At 62.6% G+C, this 18,762-nt stretch carries 20 protein-coding genes and 1 pseudogene; 12 read left to right on the top strand and 9 right to left on the bottom strand.

The window, feature by feature from the left end; translation table 11 throughout:
* Positions 1-8: 8 nt before the first annotated feature.
* Entirely contained in the window at positions 9-467 is a 459-nt protein-coding gene (locus A37E_RS0117255; protein WP_029557756.1) for a hypothetical protein, read from the top strand.
* Positions 468-592: 125 nt separating this feature from the next.
* Complete coding sequence (locus A37E_RS0117250) at positions 593-3,718, top strand: class I SAM-dependent DNA methyltransferase (protein WP_197023003.1); 3,126 nt, start codon at positions 593-595, stop codon at positions 3,716-3,718.
* 57 nt (positions 3,719-3,775) lie between these two features.
* Here the strand turns inward: A37E_RS0117250 and A37E_RS0117245 are convergent, their stop codons facing one another.
* The 5 genes from A37E_RS0117245 to A37E_RS0117225 form a co-directional block, all read right to left on the bottom strand.
* The gene (locus A37E_RS0117245) at positions 3,776-4,072 is read right to left on the bottom strand and encodes a hypothetical protein (RefSeq protein WP_051679129.1); all 297 of its coding nucleotides are present in this window, start codon (positions 4,070-4,072) and stop codon (positions 3,776-3,778) included.
* 564 nt (positions 4,073-4,636) lie between these two features.
* On the bottom strand, positions 4,637-5,608 hold the full coding sequence (locus A37E_RS26050; RefSeq protein ID WP_051679128.1) for a hypothetical protein: 972 nt from the start codon (positions 5,606-5,608) through the stop codon (positions 4,637-4,639).
* Positions 5,605-6,102, bottom strand: coding sequence for a hypothetical protein (locus tag A37E_RS0117235; protein WP_081837654.1), 498 nt, complete (start codon positions 6,100-6,102; stop codon positions 5,605-5,607). Before A37E_RS0117235 ends, A37E_RS26050 begins: the two co-directional genes overlap by 4 nt.
* The gene (locus tag A37E_RS27000; RefSeq protein WP_156026364.1) at positions 6,095-6,247 is read right to left on the bottom strand and encodes a hypothetical protein; all 153 of its coding nucleotides are present in this window, start codon (positions 6,245-6,247) and stop codon (positions 6,095-6,097) included. The genes A37E_RS0117235 and A37E_RS27000 overlap by 8 nt, the downstream gene beginning before the upstream one ends.
* Before the next feature lie 184 nt (positions 6,248-6,431).
* Positions 6,432-7,061, bottom strand: coding sequence for a hypothetical protein (locus A37E_RS0117225; protein ID WP_156026363.1), 630 nt, complete (start codon positions 7,059-7,061; stop codon positions 6,432-6,434).
* A 324-nt stretch (positions 7,062-7,385) separates the two neighbouring features.
* On the opposite strand from A37E_RS0117225, the gene A37E_RS26545 reads away from it, so the two are divergent.
* The 4 genes and pseudogenes from A37E_RS26545 to A37E_RS0117215 all read left to right on the top strand — a co-directional run bounded on the left by A37E_RS26545 (position 7,386) and on the right by A37E_RS0117215 (position 9,039).
* Positions 7,386-7,622, top strand: coding sequence for an Arc family DNA-binding protein (locus A37E_RS26545; RefSeq protein ID WP_081837652.1), 237 nt, complete (start codon positions 7,386-7,388; stop codon positions 7,620-7,622).
* 257 nt (positions 7,623-7,879) lie between these two features.
* Positions 7,880-8,200 (top strand): hypothetical protein, encoded by a 321-nt coding sequence (locus A37E_RS0117220; RefSeq protein WP_029557750.1) that lies wholly within the window; start codon positions 7,880-7,882, stop codon positions 8,198-8,200.
* Between the two features lie 18 nt (positions 8,201-8,218).
* Positions 8,219-8,296: pseudogene (locus A37E_RS27725) on the top strand (transcriptional regulator); the annotation flags it as partial.
* Positions 8,293-9,039, top strand: coding sequence for a hypothetical protein (locus A37E_RS0117215; protein ID WP_245279364.1), 747 nt, complete (start codon positions 8,293-8,295; stop codon positions 9,037-9,039). The pseudogene A37E_RS27725 and the gene A37E_RS0117215, both read left to right, overlap by 4 nt.
* A gap of 359 nt (positions 9,040-9,398) precedes the next feature.
* Here A37E_RS0117215 and A37E_RS27485 read toward each other — a convergent pair whose 3' ends face one another.
* Complete coding sequence (locus A37E_RS27485) at positions 9,399-9,836, bottom strand: Na/Pi cotransporter family protein (protein WP_029557748.1); 438 nt, start codon at positions 9,834-9,836, stop codon at positions 9,399-9,401.
* Positions 9,837-10,204: 368 nt separating this feature from the next.
* On the opposite strand from A37E_RS27485, the gene A37E_RS26990 reads away from it, so the two are divergent.
* Positions 10,205-10,822, top strand: coding sequence for a hypothetical protein (locus A37E_RS26990; protein WP_156026362.1), 618 nt, complete (start codon positions 10,205-10,207; stop codon positions 10,820-10,822).
* Positions 10,819-11,907, top strand: a complete 1,089-nt coding sequence (locus tag A37E_RS0117200; RefSeq protein ID WP_029557747.1) for an XRE family transcriptional regulator — start codon at positions 10,819-10,821, stop codon at positions 11,905-11,907. The genes A37E_RS26990 and A37E_RS0117200 overlap by 4 nt, the downstream gene beginning before the upstream one ends.
* A 171-nt stretch (positions 11,908-12,078) precedes the next feature.
* Here the strand turns inward: A37E_RS0117200 and A37E_RS26985 are convergent, their stop codons facing one another.
* Both A37E_RS26985 and A37E_RS0117185 read right to left on the bottom strand, forming a co-directional pair.
* Positions 12,079-12,219, bottom strand: coding sequence for a hypothetical protein (locus tag A37E_RS26985; RefSeq protein ID WP_156026361.1), 141 nt, complete (start codon positions 12,217-12,219; stop codon positions 12,079-12,081).
* Positions 12,216-12,458, bottom strand: coding sequence for a hypothetical protein (locus A37E_RS0117185; protein ID WP_029557746.1), 243 nt, complete (start codon positions 12,456-12,458; stop codon positions 12,216-12,218). Before A37E_RS0117185 ends, A37E_RS26985 begins: the two co-directional genes overlap by 4 nt.
* Before the next feature lie 207 nt (positions 12,459-12,665).
* Between A37E_RS0117185 and A37E_RS0117180 the strand changes: the two genes are divergently transcribed.
* On the top strand, positions 12,666-13,418 hold the full coding sequence (locus A37E_RS0117180) for a carbonic anhydrase (RefSeq protein ID WP_029557745.1): 753 nt from the start codon (positions 12,666-12,668) through the stop codon (positions 13,416-13,418).
* Positions 13,419-13,561: 143 nt separating this feature from the next.
* Positions 13,562-13,852 carry a hypothetical protein gene (locus A37E_RS26980; RefSeq protein ID WP_156026360.1) on the top strand — a complete coding sequence of 97 codons (291 nt, stop codon included), beginning with the start codon at positions 13,562-13,564 and terminating at the stop codon, positions 13,850-13,852.
* Between the two features lie 84 nt (positions 13,853-13,936).
* On the opposite strand, the gene A37E_RS0117175 is transcribed toward A37E_RS26980, so the two are convergent.
* A complete protein-coding gene (locus A37E_RS0117175) occupies positions 13,937-15,508 on the bottom strand; it encodes a sensor domain-containing diguanylate cyclase (RefSeq protein ID WP_081837651.1) in 1,572 nt (523 codons plus the stop codon).
* Between the two features lie 829 nt (positions 15,509-16,337).
* Here A37E_RS0117175 and A37E_RS0117170 point away from each other — a divergent pair.
* Positions 16,338-17,159: a sulfurtransferase/chromate resistance protein gene (locus tag A37E_RS0117170; RefSeq protein WP_029557743.1), complete on the top strand. Its 822-nt coding sequence runs from the start codon at positions 16,338-16,340 to the stop codon at positions 17,157-17,159.
* A gap of 10 nt (positions 17,160-17,169) precedes the next feature.
* Positions 17,170-18,558, top strand: a complete 1,389-nt coding sequence (gene chrA, locus A37E_RS0117165) for a chromate efflux transporter (RefSeq protein WP_029557742.1) — start codon at positions 17,170-17,172, stop codon at positions 18,556-18,558.
* Positions 18,559-18,762: the final 204 nt, after the last annotated feature.

Genomic DNA, 18,762 nt, shown 5'->3' with positions numbered 1-18,762 from the left:
AGAACACGATGACCGACGAGACCGACGACGACCTTCTCCCCGAGCTGACCACGCCGGACCCGATGACGCCCAAACGCCGGGCCCTGATCGACGGCATGGTGTGGCGGGGTCTCAAGCTCGCCGAGGCCGCCATCGAGGCCGGGATGACCGAGCGCAATGCCCACATGTGCGCCCAGGATCCCAAGTTCCGTGCGGCACTCAACGCGGAAATGGCGGCGTTCAAGGTGTCGCAGCGCCCGCGCAATGTGCATCGCCTCGCCGAGTTGCGGGATCAGAACGAAGCTAAGGGTGCCGCGGTCCAGGCGATCCGGGCGCTCGAAGAATTGGCGCAGCAGGCGGACGCCGCACCTCCTTCCGATGTGCGGCCCGGCATCGTCGTGATCATCCAGCGTGGTCATCTCCAGCCGGAGCCGTTGGGCAGCGGGGCGCAGATCATGTTCTCCGATAGCGGGGATGAAGAAGAATAAGACGGGCCTGCCAGCAAAGAGCCATCACCGTCGTCGGTAAGGTTAACGGTAGTGCGTTGTTGACTGACTCACGCCAAGGTTGATTTCTTAAGGAATTGTTAAATTGGACGACCTCGGGGGCAGAAATGGGTGCCGGCGCTCGTGCACAGATGTCGCCGCTTGCCTTCGTCAAGAAGTGGAAGTCAGCCTCGCTTAATGAGCGACAAACTGCGCAGGAGCACTTCATCGATCTTTGCGCCTTGGTCGGCCACCCGACGCCTACCGAAGACGACCCGACTGGCGAATTCTTTGCCTTCGAGAAGGGCGCCAGCAAAGTCGGCGGCGGGCGGGGCTTTGCCGATGTTTGGAAGCGCGATCACTTCGCCTGGGAGTATAAACAGAAAAATGGGGATTTGGACGGCGCACTTCTCCAATTGATGCGCTACGCCCCGGCCTTGGAAAACCCGCCACTTCACGTTGTCTGTGATATCGAGCGGTTCCGCATCCACACAGCATGGACGAACACAGTCCCCACTACCTACGAGATTGCTCTAGACGACATCACGGATCCGCATAACCGTGAGATTCTACACAACGTCTTTTTCAATCCCGAAAAGCTTAAACCCACGCGCACGCGGGCCGGACTGACGAAGGATGCGGCCGACAAGTTCTCCACGATCGCTTGGCGTCTGCAAGGGCGGGGCTCGCCGGAAGAGATCGCGCACTTCGTCAACCAGCTGGTGTTCTGCTTCTTCGCGCAGAGCGTTGGCCTTCTCCGCGGCGCGATTTTCACCAAGCTGTTACGGCGGGTGTCCCAAAATCCCGGTAAAGCGTGTGACTACCTCAATGGCCTGTTCGAAGCCATGGAGAAGGGCGGCGAGTTCGCACTCACCGACATCATGCACTTCAACGGAGGCCTGTTCGACGGACGTAGGGCGCTCCCGCTTGACGAAGGCGACATCGGCCTTTTGATCGCCGCCGACAGCCTCGACTGGAGCCTGATCGACCCGACCATCTTCGGTACACTGTTCGAGCGGTTCCTTGATCCCAAAAAGCGGGCTCAGATCGGCGCCCACTACACCGATGCCGACAAGATCAGCCGGATCGTAGATCCTGTGATCCTGCGGCCGCTTCGAGCCGAGTGGGAGAAGGCGAGAACGGAGATTTCGGCACTCCTCGAAGGGACGCGCACGCCGCCGATGCGGAAGAAGCTCCGGCGCCGGATGACCCGGGATGAAGCCGCGGAGGAGGTGCGGTCACGCTTCATCGAGAGGCTGTGCGAACTGCGCATTCTCGATCCGGCCTGTGGCTCCGGGAACTTCCTCTATCTCGCCTTGCAGGGGGTGAAGGACATCGAGAACCGCGCAAACCTTGATTGCGAGATGCTCGGCCTGAAGTCGCGTCTGCCGGCCGTCGGCCCAGAGATCCTGCTGGGCATCGAGATCAATGCCCTCGCCGCCGAGCTCGCGCGCACGACGATCTGGATTGGTGACATCCAGTGGCGCCTGCGAAACGGGATCCGCACGCACCACGTTCCCGTTCTTCGGAAGCTGAAGGCGATTGAGCAAGCTGATGCCCTCGTCGAACGCGTGCCGGTTCCCGAAGGAGAGGGGCAGATGGATCTGCTGGCTCGCCCCGAGGCCGGCGGCGCTTTTCGGTCCACCAAGTGGCCCGCCGCGGATTTCATCGTCGGAAATCCGCCGTTCCTCGGCGGCAAGCTGCTGCGGCAGGGGCTCGGGGACAATGCCGTGGAACGGCTCTTCACGCTCTACGATGGTCGGGTGCCGAGGGAATCCGACCTCGTCTGCTATTGGTTCGAACAAGCGCTGGCGATGGTTCGGAACGGCCACACGCAGGGGGTCGGCCTCGTAGCGACAAATTCCATCCGTGGCGGCACCAACCGTAAGGTGCTGGATCAGATAGCAGCCGACAGCCGTATATTCGAGGCTTGGAGCGACGAGCCCTGGGTCGTCGATGGTGCCGCGGTACGGGTGTCCTTGGTATGCTTCGGCAGTGGCGAAAACGTGTGCCATCTTGATGGCGAGCCTGTTGCGCGGATCAATGCCGACCTCACAGCCGGCGCAGTGGACCTCACAAAGGCGCGCCGCCTCAGAGAAAACCTTGGCGTCGCATTCATGGGGGACACGAAGGGCGGCGCCTTTGACATCCCAGGAGAACTCGCGCGAGCTTGGCTTCAGATGCCATTGAACCCCAACGGTCGATCAAACTCCGACGTGCTGCGGCCCTGGCGCAACGGCATGGATACCACTCGCCGGTCCCGTGATATGTGGATCATCGATTTCGGCTGGGAAATGTCGGAGCAGGAAGCATCACTATACGAGGCGCCGTTCCAATATGTGAAGGAGCATGTGCTCCCCGAGCGGGCCAAAAACCGACGTGATACCTACCGTGAGCGCTGGTGGCGGCATGTTGAACCAAGGCCGGGAATGTGGCGCGCGCTTCATGGGCGTCATCGAATTATCGTTACCCCCGAGGTCTCGCGCCATAGGGTCTTTGCATGGCAATCTACTCAAATCGTCCCGGACCACAAACTTCAAATCATTGCTCGGGACGACGATTTTATATTTGGATTGTTAAATTCAAAATATCATCTTCGGTGGTCGTTAGGCGTGGGGTCATGGCACGGCACGGGAAATGATCCTCGTTATACCATAAGCTCTTGCTTCGAATCGTTCCCATTTCCTGATGGGCTGACGCCGGACCTCCCAGTCGCCCGTCTGCAGCGTGATCCACGCGCCGGTTTCATCGCTCAAGCCGCCAAACGCCTGGATGAGCTTCGCAACGCCTGGCTTAACCCAGCCGATCTGACCAGTATCGAGCCGGAGGTGGTGCCCGGCTTTCCCGATCGCATGCTCCCGAAGGACACTGCCGCGGCAGCGATCTTGCGCGTCCGCACCCTGACCAACCTCTACAACCGGCCTCCGCAATGGCTGATCAACGCCCACCGCGAACTCGATGATGCTGTTGCGGCAGCCTATGGCTGGCCAGACGACATCTCAGACGACGAAGCCCTGGCGCGGCTGCTGGAGCTCAACCTAGCGCGGGCTTCTGCCGAGGAGGCGCGACCGTCGGCTCGATCGACCAAGCGCCAGCCGAAGTCTGATGGCGAGCATCGCCAGACGCACATGAAATTGCCGATCACTGGCAAGCCGCAGAGCAAGGGAAATGTCTCGCTTCCTGAACTGCCACAGCAATCGGAGTTGGAGAGAGCCCCTCCACGACACCGCCGTGGCCGGCGCCGAGCCAGCTGATGGTTGCCGAACACGACGACGATCTGTTCAGCGCGGGGTGACCGCGAGACGCGAGCGCTATTTCTTCGCCACCGGCTTCCGAGGTGGCTCCAGCGGTTCACGCGGTCGTTCCATGCCCCCCACCTTCGAGGGGATGAAGTGGTTATGGAGGCTGGCTCGACGGTCGAACCAAGCTTTGACCGCGGGCCAGTACCGGGCGCCGAACACGAGATCCTTTATCGGGAGCCCATGCCGCTCCAGAATCACGGAGATCGCCTTCCATTCGTCCGTGTGCCCCGGCCCCAGGATGGCACGGGAGATGTCAACATCATCGGCAAACATCGGAAGGTCATCGAAGCGCCGGCTGGTTGCCATAGCCCGTCCTCGGCGCCGTTTGCCGAATGCCGCCGCGATGGCGCTGGCGCCAACGGCGGCTCAGCTCATACCCTGAGCGGATCACAGACAAGGCCGTACTCGTCGCCATCGATCACCTCGCCGTCATCGCGATCGGAGCGCCTTGCGAGAGCCGCCTGGCGGCGAGGGCGTTTGCGCGGGAGGCCGGCACTATCCCTCGCCTTCTTTTGTACGCGGTTGGCAATCGCATGCCGTCACCCCCCGAGCGTTGATATTGTGGCAGCGCGGGCATTCCCAGTTGGGCCGGTAGGGCGGGGGCGTAGTATCCGGGACGGGCAGGCTCATGATGAGCGGGTCGCAATGTTCGCAGCCTGGGGACGGACAAGGGAATCGGGTGCAGGCATGCGGTATCATGGCGCCTCCTCTCGCTTTGGTGCCACGGCGGGGACAATAAGCCTGACCACATCATCCTTGGGCCACGCCGTTTGTTTTGGCGAGTACTTCTTCGTCGGCTTTCAACGACTCTTCAGTCACTTCACGCTGTGCAGGTATCTGCATGCTGTAGCTGAAATCGAATACCCAAGACTAGACGTCAGCATAGTCGCGAAAGAGTTCGTCTGCGGCTCCATCGATCACCGGCCCATGCGTCGATTCTGTCCGCTGCCCGAACCTGTGCTCAGCCACCCGCGCCATCCCGGCGAGGATCGCGTCACCTCCGCGGAGATCGCCGCTCCGGAAGCCGGCGGCCCTGGCGCGCTTCCCGAACTCGGAATCCGGATGATCGATGAGGACTTCCGCGGCGGCCGTGACCATCGACGACCGGGGCTCCGTCCGTCGCCGCTGCGCTCCCGGCGCCGGATCATAGGCCCCCTCCATCATCTTCGCGAAGCTCTCGGGCTTCAGCAGGAAATCCAGGCTCGCCCGCCATCCGCGGTCGTTGTCGCCGCGGAGGAACGGCGATGACCGAACCCGGTCCATGGCGATCCGCCAGCCGGCAATCCCTCCGCAGTCCTGCAAACGAGCCTTCAGGGCCAGCCGGCGTTTACGGCTCAGTCCCTGCGCTTCGGGTAGGCCGACCTCAGCCGCCATCCGGTTGAATACCGTCAGCGCCTCGGCAAGTTCGTCCTGTCGATCCGTCGCGTCGCAATCCGTCGCCGAGGGGGAGGAGGTTCCGTTAGGAACCGACGGGGTGAAATTGGGAGAGGGTTGGGTTTTTTCTTTAGAGGGGGTGCAGGGGGAGACCTTTCTTTTTTCCTCGGGAGAGGGGTCGCATTCGTCGCGCGATGTCGCGGAAGTCGCGCGACAATCGGCGACTTCGTGCGACACCTGCGACTTTTCCCGGTCGTCCGCCCGACCGTTCTCCGCCCTGGCAGCTTCCCTCTTCCGACGCAGGCGCTCGCGGTCGGCTTCGCGCTTCCGCTCGACCGCGTCGCTCGAACGAGCGATCGGCGGAGAGATCGCCATCTCGGCCTCGATCCGGGCGACGGCAGCGACCAGTTCGTCGCCGGTGAGACCGGCGGCCATCAGCTCGCGCAGGGCAGCGGCGATCACGCTCATGCGCCGCTCTCCGGTCCGCGCGTGATGCCGATCGCCGGCACGAACACACCCACGATGCGACCCACCAGCCGGCTTGCGGCGCCCTCGGTCGAGAACAAGCCCTCCGACAGCGGGAAAGCCACGGCCCCGTGCGCAAGCCAGAATGATCCGCCATCTGGCTCGTGGTGATGCGCGATCCATCCCTCTTCCCTCCCTTCGCGCCGCGAGCGCTTCCGACGCATCTCGCACAGGCGGTAGCGCTGGCCGCTCTCCGCGCGGGGATCCCGGTAGGAGATCAGGAACAGCTCGCCATGGGCCGGCTGGTGGTCGGCGAAGTCCACCACGGCGAATTCGCCGCGGCGCAGGTGCGGATGAAAGGCTTCGTCCAGGACTGGAAAGGTCAGGTGTCCGGCGGGGATCGCGGCGACCACCGGTAGCGCCCGGAGATCAGGCTGGTGCTCGAAGGTGGAAGCGACCGACGGCACCGTCTTTGCGGGAGGGACGCGCCTAGCCATGGGCGCCTCCAGTGGCCACGACAAAGGCCCGCATCGTGCCGAAGATGGCCGCCATGTCGTCGTCGCGCGGAGCGATACCGTCGAAGCCGGCCGGCCCGCTGATGTGGTCCAGCCAAGCCAGCATGCCGGCGGACGTGAGGGGCACGGTGTGCAGCACCTGCTCCAGAGCCTCGACCTCCAGCTCGGAGGCGGCATCGCGCAGTGCGCCAGCTTCGGCAGCGAGAGGGCAGTCGGGACAGTCTGCCAGTTCGGCCTCTCCCGCCGCGTCGAATGCAGCCTCGTGTTCGGCCCGGCGCCGCTGGTGTTATGCGATGGCGGCGAAGATCGGATCAGCCATGGTGGGCCTCGTCTTCTGATCCGGTCGCCTTGTCCGGTCCCAATATACCGCCGCCATTTGCTCCGCAGCGGGCGATCTTCTCGAAGTTCGCGCCGACAGCCGTGAGTATTCGCACTGCTCGCGACGAAGGCTTCGCTATTTTCCTCCAGGAGCCGCAAGGCGGCAGATGGAGTTCGCCAGCGCCGGTGTTGCAGGGGACCACGCGATCAGCATCGTCCCCCATCTCCGGATAGAGCTCCATCCCGAGGAGGCGCCCTTCCATGAAGAGCCACTCGCGATAGGCCTCCAATTCCATTCGCGTCGCTGGCCGCTCGACCGGAGCGGTGAACGTTTTCAGGCAGCCGAGTGCCGACCGGACCAGCGCGGGCGCGAAGTCGGGTTCAATCTGGGCCAACTCCAGTGCCGCGATGGCCCCCTCGAGACTTTGTGCCGAGGGAACTCGGTTCAGCTCGTCGTCGTCATGCCAGCTTTCGGTATCGTTCGGCGGTCGCGAGGCGAACTCGGCGCGGGCCTCTCGCCATTGGGCGATCAGCGCAATGACCGGATCGACGGGCTTCTGGGCAGTGGGCAAGCCGGGGGCTTTCGCGCCGGCGCGCGGTGGGGTATTCGTCGTTCTACTCATCGTTGGTTCTCGCTGTTCTGATGGTGGGTTCAAAAGCGGCGGTGGAGCGGGTTTCCTAGGCCTCTGGCTCCGCCGCCGTTTCGTTCTCGGGTGTGTAATCAACCATCCGGTCCATTCGCTCCCGAATGCACCGGATGATCTCGCTGTTGAGCGAGGCGCCATTGCGCCCGGCTTGCCGTTCGATCCATTCCCTCATTTCGGGTGGCACGCGGAGCTTGATCTGATGGGCGCTTCTTCGCATCGGATAAACCAAAATTAACCACGGTGGTACCGTAACCACGGTGGTCCATTGATGTCAACACCACGGTGGTGCATCGTGCCCACATGTCCCGCGAAGACCCCCAATTGAAGCTTCGGCTTCCTCCAGAACTAAAAGATCGAATTACCAAGGCAGCCTCTGATAATGGCCGCTCGGTAAATGCGGAAATATTGGCTCGACTTGAACGTTCATTTGAAGATGATGAAACGATTTCTGAGCTATATACGCGCGTTGATAAGATTGAAGACATGGTATATTCGCATGATGAAATTCTGAATCCTGGAAAATACAATCGAAAATAAGTGAAAAATTGACAAGCTAAAGAACCTTTTGCCGCTCCTCGGCTCGCACCCTCCATTTCGAGTTCGACGCGACGCCCACTGCCGGCCCCGGCCCCGGCCCCGGAGCGGCGCCGGCCCGGCGTGCTGCCGACGGACGAGGTGACAGCCTATTCGGAAGGCCCCGGAGTGCGCCTTGCGAAGGCCTCGTCCAAGGATTGAAGCAGGGCGAGACGCGGCTATTCTCTCTCGTAGCGTGCAGAACGCACGGGAGGCGCTCGATGAGCCTGGACATCTTCACCCAATCACAGCGAGACGGGCTCGATTTCGCACAGCAGCACCTTGCTCACACGCTCCCAGATCCGCCGCTCGACCTGTTCCCGTGGGTGGTGCTGGTACTCACGATTCTCACGTTCATCGTATTCCTGCTTGCGAACCGCGCTCTTGACCGTGCCCGAACGCGGGAGGCGGACTTATCCCTCTCTGGTTTGGCGGCCGGCCTTATCCTCTGGATTTGCGGAACGGCGCGAGCCATGTCCGATCCGGTGTGCCGCTTCGCCGCCGATGTGCGGGCGAAAGTGCAGAAGGGGCAGTCGCATTAAGGCGCGCCACCGCATGGCCTCGAAGCCGCCGGCGTGATCTTCGTTGCCGAGAACGGCGTGGGGCCCGGGGTGAGGCTGAGGAAGGGGCAAAAATGATGGCAACGGGAAGCACCAGCATCCCGGCCAATCTCTATTCCCTGCACGGGGCAGAGGAACAATTACGCGAGAAGGCCATCGGCATTATTGCCAATGACTACCGCCTCCAACTGCACCTGGAAATCGTGGAAGCGGCAATGAATCTTGCCGACATCTTTCGACAATTCGAAACCATAAACGAAGACCTTAAGGTCGCTCAGGTTCTATCGATGCGGATGTTCAATGCGTTCGGAGCCAGCCTCAAGCTGGTGCTGTCCGGGTATCATCAGAACAGTGCGCTGATCCTTCGCGATATTCTCGAGACGGTCTTCCTGCTCAACCTTTTCGCTCGTGACAGGACCCTGATCGCGCGATGGCGTCAGGCCGACAAAAAAGCGCGAATGAAGGACTTCTCGCCCGTGAAAGTGCGGGAGGCGCTCGATGCCCGTGATGGCTTCACCGCGAAACGGCGTGCGGAGATTTACGAGCTGTTCTCGGAGCTGGCGGGCCACCCGACGATGAAGTCGGCTTGGATGATGCGCCCTGAGAAGGACGGGGATGCAGTCATCGGCCCGTTTATGGCGGCGACCACCCTTGAGGCGGTCGTGTCGGAGATGGGTCGACTGGCGGTACAGGTCGGCGAGCAGGTCAACGCCTTTCTTCCTGCAGATTGGATGCGAGGATTACCCAGTAGGGTCTCCTTCGCCCAGTTGAAGCGACAGTGGATTGGGACCTTCTACCCGTCTCCCGAAGAACGAAGCTGACCCATGGCCAGATCGGGCGAGCTCGTATCCGAGGTAGGCCTGCTCCCGACGAGCGCGTGGATTGTCGGACGCGGATCCCCGCAGCCTTGCCTATCACCGCGCTTGCTGTATCGTCACTGTGCTTCCTGAGACTGCGTGCGGCAGCACGTTGAGGAGGCCGGGTCATCCGCACCGCCTGTGCGCGTCGCCCCCGCATCGCTCCGAAGGCTCAGCCCAACAAGGGCATGAGCCGCACGTAGGCTACTCAGTTAGCTGGAGTTGATGCTATGTCCATTGAAGATCAGGTTCTCGCTGCATATCATCGTGCCATCGCCCGTCACCGCGATCGGACCGGCGTGTCCTATCCGTTTGTTAGAGCGTCATGTGTGGACCTGGAGCGGCAGGAAGTCGGAACCACTGGATGCTTCCCCGAGGTGGTTGCCACGTTCACCTGGGACGCGCTTGACCGAGTGCGCATCAGGTTGGTTTGACAAGCGTCGGCCGGCGCCCATCCCGCAGACGCCGGCCGTTGATGCACGTGGCTCCGAGAGCGCCGCGCCGGCGCCATAGCCACAAGCGCCACGGCGCCCCATGGCGAAGCCGGAGACCATAAGCGCGGTGGCGGTCGAACTCTGCAGCAGAGTGGTGACGACGGCGACGGCGCAGAAGCCTTTCAGCGGCCCCGCCAGCGCATGGCCGAGCACCATCTTCAGCCGCGGCCCGAGCGCGCGCATCACGCCGCTCTGGACCATATGGATGCCCCACAGCAGCAGAGCCGCGAAACCCGCGAGGTCGAGCAGGGTGGCGGAGAAGCTCATGCCATGCAGCTCCGTGGGTAGTCGTCAAAAGACGATGGTCGGCTAAGCTTCAGGCCAGCCGAGCCAACAAGCAAGATGAATGGCTATTCTGGCAGCGGCAGGGCATCGTGCCGGGATGCGAGTTCGAACCTGCTCCGCGCGAATTGGATCCGCGCCGGCGGCACCACCGCCCGCCCACATCGCGAGTTCCGCCTGATCGCCTCGGTCGCCACCGTGATAAGGCGGCTAAGCGCGCGACGGGGCAGCACCACCCGCGCCGCTACCCGCGCCCGTCCGGTGGGCCATGTACATAAGATGGCGCATATTTTGAGGTTGTTTTCGTAAAAAAGGGGAGCTATCCTCCCTCATGACATGAGTGAGGATTCTTCGTGCCACTTCCATTGCGAGATTTTGTTCAGCAGGTGCTGCTGGAAAAGGGGCGGGCGTCGCGGATTCATGGTGCGGTCCACCGCGCATGGAGGCAGGCGAACGAGGAGTATCCTCAGCGTGCCCGTTGGCGGCGGAAATCTACCTTCCGAGGGCTGGTATGGGAGGAGGTAGTTCGCGAACTCAGCCTTCTATCTGTCGATGACCCAGACTTCAAATTCGTCGAACATCGGGATACAGCCTCATTTATCATTGAGGATGCAGTCCTATTTCGTTTCAAGCATGCAGATATCAGCCTGACCACGGCAAACTATCCCACAACAGAAGCGGTAAGCTTCGACAATCATGACATTGATCTTTACGGCTATGCAGGCCTTCAGCGTGTTGAACTCTGCTATGTCCTCAACGAGTTTGAGACGGAAATAATTTGGATTGGTGTGTCAGCCCGAGACAAAGGCGCGCATCTCTGGAAGATTGAGCTCAATGACGCTGGTGTGGTAGTGCCGACCGCCGAATTGCCGTTGCCCGAACCGGAGGTGGATCCGGCGAAGCTGGCGAAACTCAAGCATACGGATCAACCATCCGTCGAAAAGAAGACGAAAGACAGTGGCGGAAAATGACTTCCGTATTTAATAGCGACATGCTGCTTCTTGCACGGCAGTATCGTGGAAAAAGCCAAGCAGAAGTTGCGCAAGACGCCGGGCTTGACCAAGGGCACTACTCTCGCATCGAGAGGGGGCTGCTAAATTCGCTGCCCTCTACGGCCACGATTGAGGCCGTCGCGACAGCTCTGCGTTTTCCAGTTTCCTTTTTTACTCAGAACGATGAGCTTTCAGGCCTCCCATTGAGCGTTCACGATGTAGCTTGGAGGAAAAAGGCGTCGGTGAACGCCACTGATCTCAAGCGATTGCACGCCGAACTCAACCTGCGCGTCATGAATCTGCGCCGCCTTCTCAGCGCTATCGATCTGGCGCCTGAACTCCCGCTGCCTCGGCTGGACGCCGATGAGATGGGCGGGGCGGACAAAGTGGCTCTGTTCATCCGCAAGGCGTGGATGGTCCAAGACGGTCCTATCAAGAATCTCACTGCGCTTTGTGAGCGTGCAGGCATCTTGGTGATTTTGGCGGATTTCGCAGAACATGTCGACGGTGTGACTATGCGCCTGAGGGATGTTCCGCCGGTCATTTTCCTGAACAAGAATGCGCCTGCCGATCGGATGAGGCACTCGCTTGCGCATGAGCTTGGTCATCTCATCATGCATTCGATCCCCTCGGATGAAATGGAGGATGAGGCGGACTCTTTCGCGGGTGAGTTGCTGGCTCCGTCCGCGCAATTGAGGGGCGATTTCATTGGCGGTAGAGTTACGTTGGAGCGTCTGGTCCAGCTTAAGCGGTATTGGCGCGTTTCCGTTGCGTCGTTGCTATATCGTGGGGGCCGGGCGGGTTTCCTCTCGAAAAACCAAACCGATTATCTTTGGCGGCAACTCAGTGCCAGAGGGTGGCGCAAGCGAGAGCCCGAGGAAACACAATTTCCCGCCGAGACGACAAGGCTGTTCGATCACATTGTCACGCTTCACCAGGACCAGTTCGGCTATACCTCATCCGATTTTGGCGCACTGCTGCATCTCGACGAGCGCGATGTTCAATTACTTTACGGCATAGAGCCGTCGAGCCGGCCGCCTCGTCAACTGAGGGTCGTCAAATAGCGCAATCAGAGAGATATCGCCTTCATTTCCTTTCCACTACCAGCACCACCTGCGCCGGCTCGCTCATTAACCGGATAGCATCGCAATGTGTGAGCCGGATCACCTCCGCCGCGGCTCCGGACCGGGTGACGGCATAGGCGCCGTCACCCTCCCAATCGATAGAGAGGCGGGTCACGGGTGGGGCTTCATGATCTGGATCTGCGCACCGATCCACATCAGGCCGGTCATGGCCACCACGATGATCCCGATGATCACAATGCTGATCTGCCGGGCGAGCCCGCCCAGCCGGCGACCTGACCAGCCGAGGGTCACTGCCCCATGGCATCCTTCACGCACTTGGTGGTGAAGCTGGTTTGGGCGGCGCCGTGAAGCTTCTTGTCGGCCGCCTGCGTGTTGCAGGCCGCCCTCGCGTCCTTCTGGCACTTGGTGAGGAAGCTGGTGCGGGCCGCGCCAGCAAGCTTCTTCGCGTCGGCATTGGCAACGCAGATGTCAGCCGAGGCGGCGGCCGCCGAAAGCGACAGCAGGGCGAACGCGATTGCGAGCGTCTTCATGGTGAGGCTATCACCGGCCGAGACGACGTTCGACGGTGCCGGAACGTCAGACGCCGAGCCGCCTTCGCCGCTCTCTCCGGAGCACCGACCGCCCTCGACTGATCCGTTCCAGAAAAGTCCCGCCTTTCGCACGCCCAAGCGGCCCTGATAAGCTTGGCCGCAGCGGGCCGAATGCTGAAGGCGCCCGCCGCCCAAGGGGGAGAAATCATGAGCATCAATCGCCGCACGCTTCTTGCGGGCCTTGTCGCCTGCCCGGCCTGCGCCAGCGCCGCACGCGCCTCGGAGGGTGCCCACTGGACCTATGAAGGCCACGGCGGGCCGCAGGAATGGGGTTCCCTCGAACAGGGCTTCTCGGCCTGCTCGGTGGGATCGCAGCAATCGCCCATCAATCTGGAAGGCGCCGTCAAGGCGGAGAGCGCCGGCCCCGTGCTCGCGTGGAAGCCGTTCGCCTACAAGGTCGTGAACAACGGCCACACCATCCAGGCGGACGTGACCGGCGATGGCGGCACCGCCACCCTCGGCGGCAAGACCTATGCGCTGAAGCAGTTCCACTTCCATTCGCCGAGCGAGCACGCGATCGACGGTAAGCGCACCGCCATGGAAGCGCATTTCGTCCATGCGGCGCCTGAGGGCGGACTCCTGGTGGCCGGCGTGTTCATGGTGCCAGGTGCGGCCAATGCCGCCTTCTCCTCGCTCATGGCCGCCGCTCCGCGCGCGGCAGGAGACAAGACGCTGGCCGCCCCGCTCGATCCCGCCGCCTTCCTGCCGTCGGCCCGCGGCACGTATCGCTATGAGGGGTCGCTAACCACCCCACCTTGCTCGGAAATCGTGGACTGGAACGTGTTCGCGGCGCCCATCGAAGTGGCGCAAGCGGACATCGACGCCTTCCGCGCCATCTTCCCCATGAACGCCCGCCCGCTGCAGGCGGTGAACCGGCGTTTCCTGCTGCGGCTGAACTGAGGTCAGCGCACACTGATACGGCCCCAACCCATTGCGGACCGTCAATTGCGGGGGAGGACGGCGCGTCCTCCCTAGTCGCGGTCGGCGAAGTTCACCCAAAGCGGCGCCCATGCTACATTTAGGCGAACTTATGGAGAAGCGAGATGGATCCGCAGAGTAGATTGCTCGATCTCACAGATTCTGAACGCACATTTCATAAAGACATGCACGGCCTTTCAATTGACAAGGGTGGAAGCGAAATATTGTCCGGACTTACGCATGAGGAATCAGTTTTTTATATCGAATGTCTTCATCTTCGCGCTGCAAATTCGGATGCGGTCAGAGGGAGGGATTTTGACAGATGGGTCGGCTTGGATGAAAAGCATGAACACGCCCGTTTCAGAATGATCGCTGCCGACGCTGAAGCGAAATGCGCCTCTAAATCCGCATCGTAAGCTTATCCTGCCTGTACTCGAGAGAAGCGCGGGCGACGTCGCCCGCGCTTCGGGCATGCACTGGCGGGACACCGGACAATCCATCTACCCGCCGAGCGTCACGTCAGTTGCCCCGACGGCGTTATCGAATTCGTCCGGCTGGTAGATCACGACGCGGTTCCTGCCCGCGCCCTTAGCCTCGTAAAGCGCACGATCCGCCCGCGCGACGAGGTCTGCTCCCGATGTCGTTGGGTCCGCCAGCGTCACTGAAATGCCTATGCTCACAGTGACCTTGCCAAGTGCTGGCTCGTTCGGACAGGGCTCCATCGAAGCAATCGCCAGCCGCATCCGCTCGGCGATGAAGCTGGCCCCTCCCGTCTCGGTCGCAGGAAGTATGACGGTGAACTCTTCTCCGCCGTAGCGGGCGGCGAAGTCGCCGGGCCGGCGGATGGACCGCGAGATTTCCTTGGCAATCCGCGCCAAAACCACGTCGCCCACCGCGTGTCCAAAATTGTCGTTGACGCGCTTGAAGTGATCGACATCGAGCATCAGCACCGCAAGGGACGTGCGGTGCCTCGCGGCGCGGCGCATTTCCGCAGCCAAAGCCAGATCGAAGGCCCGGCGATTGGGTAAGCTCGTGAGCTCGTCCGTGACAGCCAGGACTTCCAGTTGCTCCTCGACTTCCTGACTTCGCCGGAGAGCGAGCCGGAGCACGCGGACCAGCACAATGAACAGAATGCACATTCCGATCGTGAGCGCCGAGGAAATCAGAGCAAATTCGGTCCATTCAGCCAGAGCCGCCGCCGGCGAAATGCCGACGGAGAGAAGGAGAGGATAGTCGCCGATGATCGTGTGAAGGTAATAGCGATCGATGCCATCCAGCCGCGACCGCTCGCTGAATTGCTCGCCAGGCCTTGCGATCATCCTTTGAAACACGGGAGAGGCAGCGACGCTAATGCCGGAATTCCCCTTGCCATCGGTCGAAGGCGATCGAAGGATCACCGTCCCGTCCGTGCGCGTGATGGCGATCACACTTTCCAGCCCGAGATTGATGGAGTTGAGGAGCGACTGGAAAAAGGCGAGGCGGAGCGCCGCTGCTACGACGCCTTCAAACTGACCATCCCGGCCGGAGATGCCCCGGCTCAAGGCAATGCTCGGGTCATTGTCGCGCAGCCGGCTCAGGAATGGCGCGCTCACATACGTGCCGGTCTTCCCATTCACCTGGGCTTTGAAATAATCCCGGTCTGCAAAATTCATCTGGTGCTGCTGAGATGACCCCGACTCCTCGACGAGGTTTCCGTCGCGATCAAGAATTACCAGCGCACCGAGGTATCGGGCGCTTGCGGCTCGGTCGAACAACACCATGCGCCGGATCTCCGGCGTCAGATTCCTCACCGCCTCTGCGGTAAAGGCGTCCTCGGCGCCGCGCAACGTCAGATCGATGACGGTCAAGTTCCGTTCGATGTTGGCCGCGACGGTATTCAGGACGTTCTCTGCGGAGTGGACCGCGAGCTGCCAGGTGGCCTGATAGGATCGCCAGAGGGTCAGACCCTGGGCAAGGATAATGACAGCAACCAGCGTCACCACAATCAGCGGCACATACGCCCCGGCTATTAGACGCCGCATAATCGATCCGCTCGCGAGCAATCCGGACGGTGCCCTGACGATGGGAAACATGCACTTCAGGCTGTGAAATGGCAACCGCGCCGGAAGTAGGGCTTGGGCAGTTAGCTCCGGCGCTTAGCTTATCAAGGACGCATCTTCCATGGTTTTAGACTGGCGCTCAGCTCAATGTCGCAATAGGCTTCCCTTGCGATAGGTTGGCTTACGGCCGAGAATGTCGCTCCCGGTCATCCCAACGCCGGGAATCCGGTCCCTGAAACGGCCGGAGGACGCTGAGCCGGGATAAACATCCCCCGCTCGCCCCCGGCTCCGCTCCCATCATTGAAGAAAATTCCACTCCGTTGAACAAAGTCGCGATTGCTTGCACTTTTGACGCCGAGCTGCGGTGTTGCGTGTATAGTGTGGTGGCCCGCCTCTAGCCCTGATCGAGGCGGGTGGAAGCCGGGTGGTCTGCCCCGGTAGGTCGCTCGGCTTGCCTTCATTTGAGGTGGCTCAGACTAAGATCCGGGCGGTGTCCGCACATGCCCACCCGGCCCTTGCTGCTCTGCTTCAGGTTGCGCTAGCGTGCCGCGGCCTACCACGGCCCAAGTTTCACACGGGGTAGGCAGCCGGACGGTGGAGCCGCAATCGCCGTCCGGCTCTTGTCAATGCGATTGCCTCGTTGAATGAGGCGGCTGTCATCGCGGAAGCCGGAACATGCCGATGGGCACCAGCATCCGCATTACCCCGACGCATGCACGGGCAGGGCGTGTGACATCTGCTTCAGGGTTGCGCGCGGATCTACGGTCCATCTAATCTGGTCTCAAGGGGCTCCCGCGATTGCCCCGTGAGGCGCCAGCCTGAAATCGCGTCCTTTCTCCCCTCTGCTCAGGGATGGACGCTCGTGCCTTCAAACACCGAAATCACAGTGGCGCAGCTCGGCCGCCTCGTCGGCCTGCCAACCGCGCCCATCATCATCGACGTGCGCACCGACGACGATTTCGCCGCGGACCGGCGAATGCTGCCGGCGGCTCGCCGGCGCTCCCATGCGGACGTCGCGGGCTGGGGGCCCCCGCTGGCGGGACGATCCGTCGTCGTGGTCTGCCAGAAGGGCCACAAGATCAGCCAGGGCGCGGCCGCGTGGCTTCGGGTCCAGGGCGTTGCGGCGGAAACGCTGGAAGGCGGATTCGCGGCGTGGCGGGATAGCGGCGGCCTGCTCTTCTCTGAAGCAGCCCTGCCGCCGCGCGATGCGGAGGGGCGGACCGTCTGGGTCACGCGCACGCGCCCAAAGGTGGATCGCATTGCCTGCCCCTGGCTGATCCGCCGCTTCATCGATCCCGACGCCGCCTTCCTCTTTGTCGGCGCCTCCGAGGTGGAGGGCGTCGCGGCGGCCTTCGGTGCCGCGCCCTTCGATATCGACGGCGCATTCTGGAGCCACCGCGGCGAGGGCTGCACCTTCGACACCATGATCGAGGAATTTGGCCTCCGGTCCCCCGTTCTCGACCACCTCGCGGTCATCGTCCGCGCCGCTGATACGGCACGGCTCGACCTGTCGCCCCAGGCGGCCGGCTTCCTTGCGGCCTCCCTCGGTCTCTCCCGCATGTATCGGGACGACCTGCAGCAACTCGACGCCGGCATGCTGCTCTACGACGCCTTCTATCGCTGGTGCCGTGACGCCGTGGAGGAAACCCACAACTGGCCCGCGGGCCAGCAGAAGCAGGGCTGAGGGGCGCGCCATGACCATCACCTTCGAGACGAGCGGCCCCGCCGCAGCACCCGCGCGCCCGACCTTCCGGGAGGCCGTGAAAGTCTGGGCGAAGATCGGCTGCCTCAGCTTCGGCGGCCCCGCCGGGCAGATCGCCCTCATGCACCGGGAACTCGTGGAGGAGCGCCGCTGGATCGGCGAGCAGCGGTTCCTGCACGCCCTGAACTACTGCATGCTCCTGCCCGGTCCCGAGGCGCAGCAGCTCGCCACCTATATCGGCTGGCTGATGCACCGCACCGCAGGCGGGCTGGTGGCCGGCCTGCTGTTCGTGCTGCCCGGCGCAGTGGTGATGCTGGCGCTCAGCATCCTTTATGCCCTCTATCGCCATGTGCCGCTCATCGACGCGGCCTTTCTCGGCATCAAGGCGGCCGTGCTGGCGGTGGTGGTGGAGGCGCTCCTGCGGATCAGCCGCCGTGCGCTGAAGAACCGCCTGATGGTGGGAATTGCCGGCCTCGCCTTCCTGGCCATCTATGTCCTGCATATCCCGTTCCCGCTCATCATCCTTGCCGCTGGCCTCACCGGATGGGCAGGCAGCCGGGCGGCTCCGGAGCTGTTCCAGAGCGCCGGCCACGCGGGCGCCAAGGCCGATACCCATGGTGTGGTGGACCAGATGTTCGAGCGGGGAGAACTGGCCCATGCCGAGCCATCGCTGCGGCGGGCGGCCGGCATCATCGCGGTCTGGCTGCCCCTGTGGCTAGGCCCGGTCGCGCTGCTGTGGGCGACCTTCGGCAGCGGGAGCGTGTGGACGCAGATCGGCTCCTTCTTCAGCCTCATGGCGGTTGTCACCTTCGGCGGCGCCTACGCGGTGCTCGCCTATGTGGCGCAGGCGGCGGTGGACGGATTCGGCTGGCTCGCGCCCGGCGAGATGCTGGACGGTCTGGGCCTCGCCGAGACCACGCCCGGCCCCCTCGTCATGGTGCTGCAGTTCGTCGGCTTCCTCGCCGCCTACCGCGCGCCCGGCGTCCTAAACCCGATGCTGGCGGGTTGCCTCGGCGCCGTGCTGACGCTCTGGGTGACCTTCGCGCCCTGCTTTTTCTGGATCTTCCTTGGGGCGCCCTACGTGGAGGCCCTGCGCGGCAACCGCGCGCTCGGGGCAGCCCTGTCCGCGATCACGGCGGCGGTGGTGGGCGTGATCCTGAACCTCGCATTGTGGTTCGCGATCCACGTCGTCTTCCGGCACGTGGTGAGCGTGGACTGGCGCGGCATCGGGCCAGACCTGCCCGTGCTCTCCTCCATCGACTGGCGAGCGGCGGTGCTCTCCGCGATGGCGATGCTCGCCATGTTCCGGCTCAGGCTCGGGATGCTCCCCGCGCTCGCGGTATGCGGCGTGGCGGGGGTGGCGCTCTCGGTGTTGGGCTGAGTTCGTCGCCCGGGCACCCCGCCCCGAGTTTCGCTGGCCGAGGAAGAAGCTGCAATCCAGCGACGTTCTCAGCCATCCACATAATACCGCTGCCAGGGGCTTTTCGCGGGCTGGTGAATCATAGAAACAGCGCGCCCTTGCCGCCACTACCCCCGGCACCGGAGCAGCATAAATAATGATCGGCAGACCAAAGACGAAGTTCGC

Origin of the sequence: Xanthobacter sp. 91, assembly GCF_000702385.1 — a bacterium.
Classification (GTDB): Bacteria; Pseudomonadota; Alphaproteobacteria; order Rhizobiales; family Xanthobacteraceae; genus Xanthobacter; species Xanthobacter aminoxidans.
Note: the sequence above shows the minus strand (reverse complement) of the source record. Positions and strands in the feature narration are given on the sequence as shown.

Excerpts from the sequence above, each read along its gene's own strand:
- A37E_RS0117200 (WP_029557747.1), top strand. The coding sequence starts at position 10,819 with ATGACTTCCGTATTTAATAGCGACATGCTGCTTCTTGCACGGCAGTAT.
- A37E_RS0117185 (WP_029557746.1), bottom strand. The coding sequence starts at position 12,458 with ATGAAGACGCTCGCAATCGCGTTCGCCCTGCTGTCGCTTTCGGCGGCC.
- A37E_RS0117180 (WP_029557745.1), top strand. The coding sequence starts at position 12,666 with ATGAGCATCAATCGCCGCACGCTTCTTGCGGGCCTTGTCGCCTGCCCG.
- A37E_RS0117220 (WP_029557750.1), top strand. The coding sequence starts at position 7,880 with ATGAGCCTGGACATCTTCACCCAATCACAGCGAGACGGGCTCGATTTC.
- A37E_RS0117225 (WP_156026363.1), bottom strand. The coding sequence starts at position 7,061 with ATGAGTAGAACGACGAATACCCCACCGCGCGCCGGCGCGAAAGCCCCC.
- A37E_RS0117255 (WP_029557756.1), top strand. The coding sequence starts at position 9 with ATGACCGACGAGACCGACGACGACCTTCTCCCCGAGCTGACCACGCCG.
- A37E_RS0117250 (WP_197023003.1), top strand. The coding sequence starts at position 593 with ATGGGTGCCGGCGCTCGTGCACAGATGTCGCCGCTTGCCTTCGTCAAG.
- A37E_RS0117235 (WP_081837654.1), bottom strand. The coding sequence starts at position 6,102 with ATGGCTAGGCGCGTCCCTCCCGCAAAGACGGTGCCGTCGGTCGCTTCC.
- A37E_RS26050 (WP_051679128.1), bottom strand. The coding sequence starts at position 5,608 with ATGAGCGTGATCGCCGCTGCCCTGCGCGAGCTGATGGCCGCCGGTCTC.
- A37E_RS27485 (WP_029557748.1), bottom strand. The coding sequence starts at position 9,836 with ATGAGCTTCTCCGCCACCCTGCTCGACCTCGCGGGTTTCGCGGCTCTG.
- A37E_RS0117215 (WP_245279364.1), top strand. The coding sequence starts at position 8,293 with ATGATGGCAACGGGAAGCACCAGCATCCCGGCCAATCTCTATTCCCTG.
- chrA (WP_029557742.1), top strand. The coding sequence starts at position 17,170 with ATGACCATCACCTTCGAGACGAGCGGCCCCGCCGCAGCACCCGCGCGC.
- A37E_RS26980 (WP_156026360.1), top strand. The coding sequence starts at position 13,562 with ATGGATCCGCAGAGTAGATTGCTCGATCTCACAGATTCTGAACGCACA.
- A37E_RS0117175 (WP_081837651.1), bottom strand. The coding sequence starts at position 15,508 with ATGTTTCCCATCGTCAGGGCACCGTCCGGATTGCTCGCGAGCGGATCG.
- A37E_RS0117245 (WP_051679129.1), bottom strand. The coding sequence starts at position 4,072 with ATGGCAACCAGCCGGCGCTTCGATGACCTTCCGATGTTTGCCGATGAT.
- A37E_RS26545 (WP_081837652.1), top strand. The coding sequence starts at position 7,386 with ATGTCCCGCGAAGACCCCCAATTGAAGCTTCGGCTTCCTCCAGAACTA.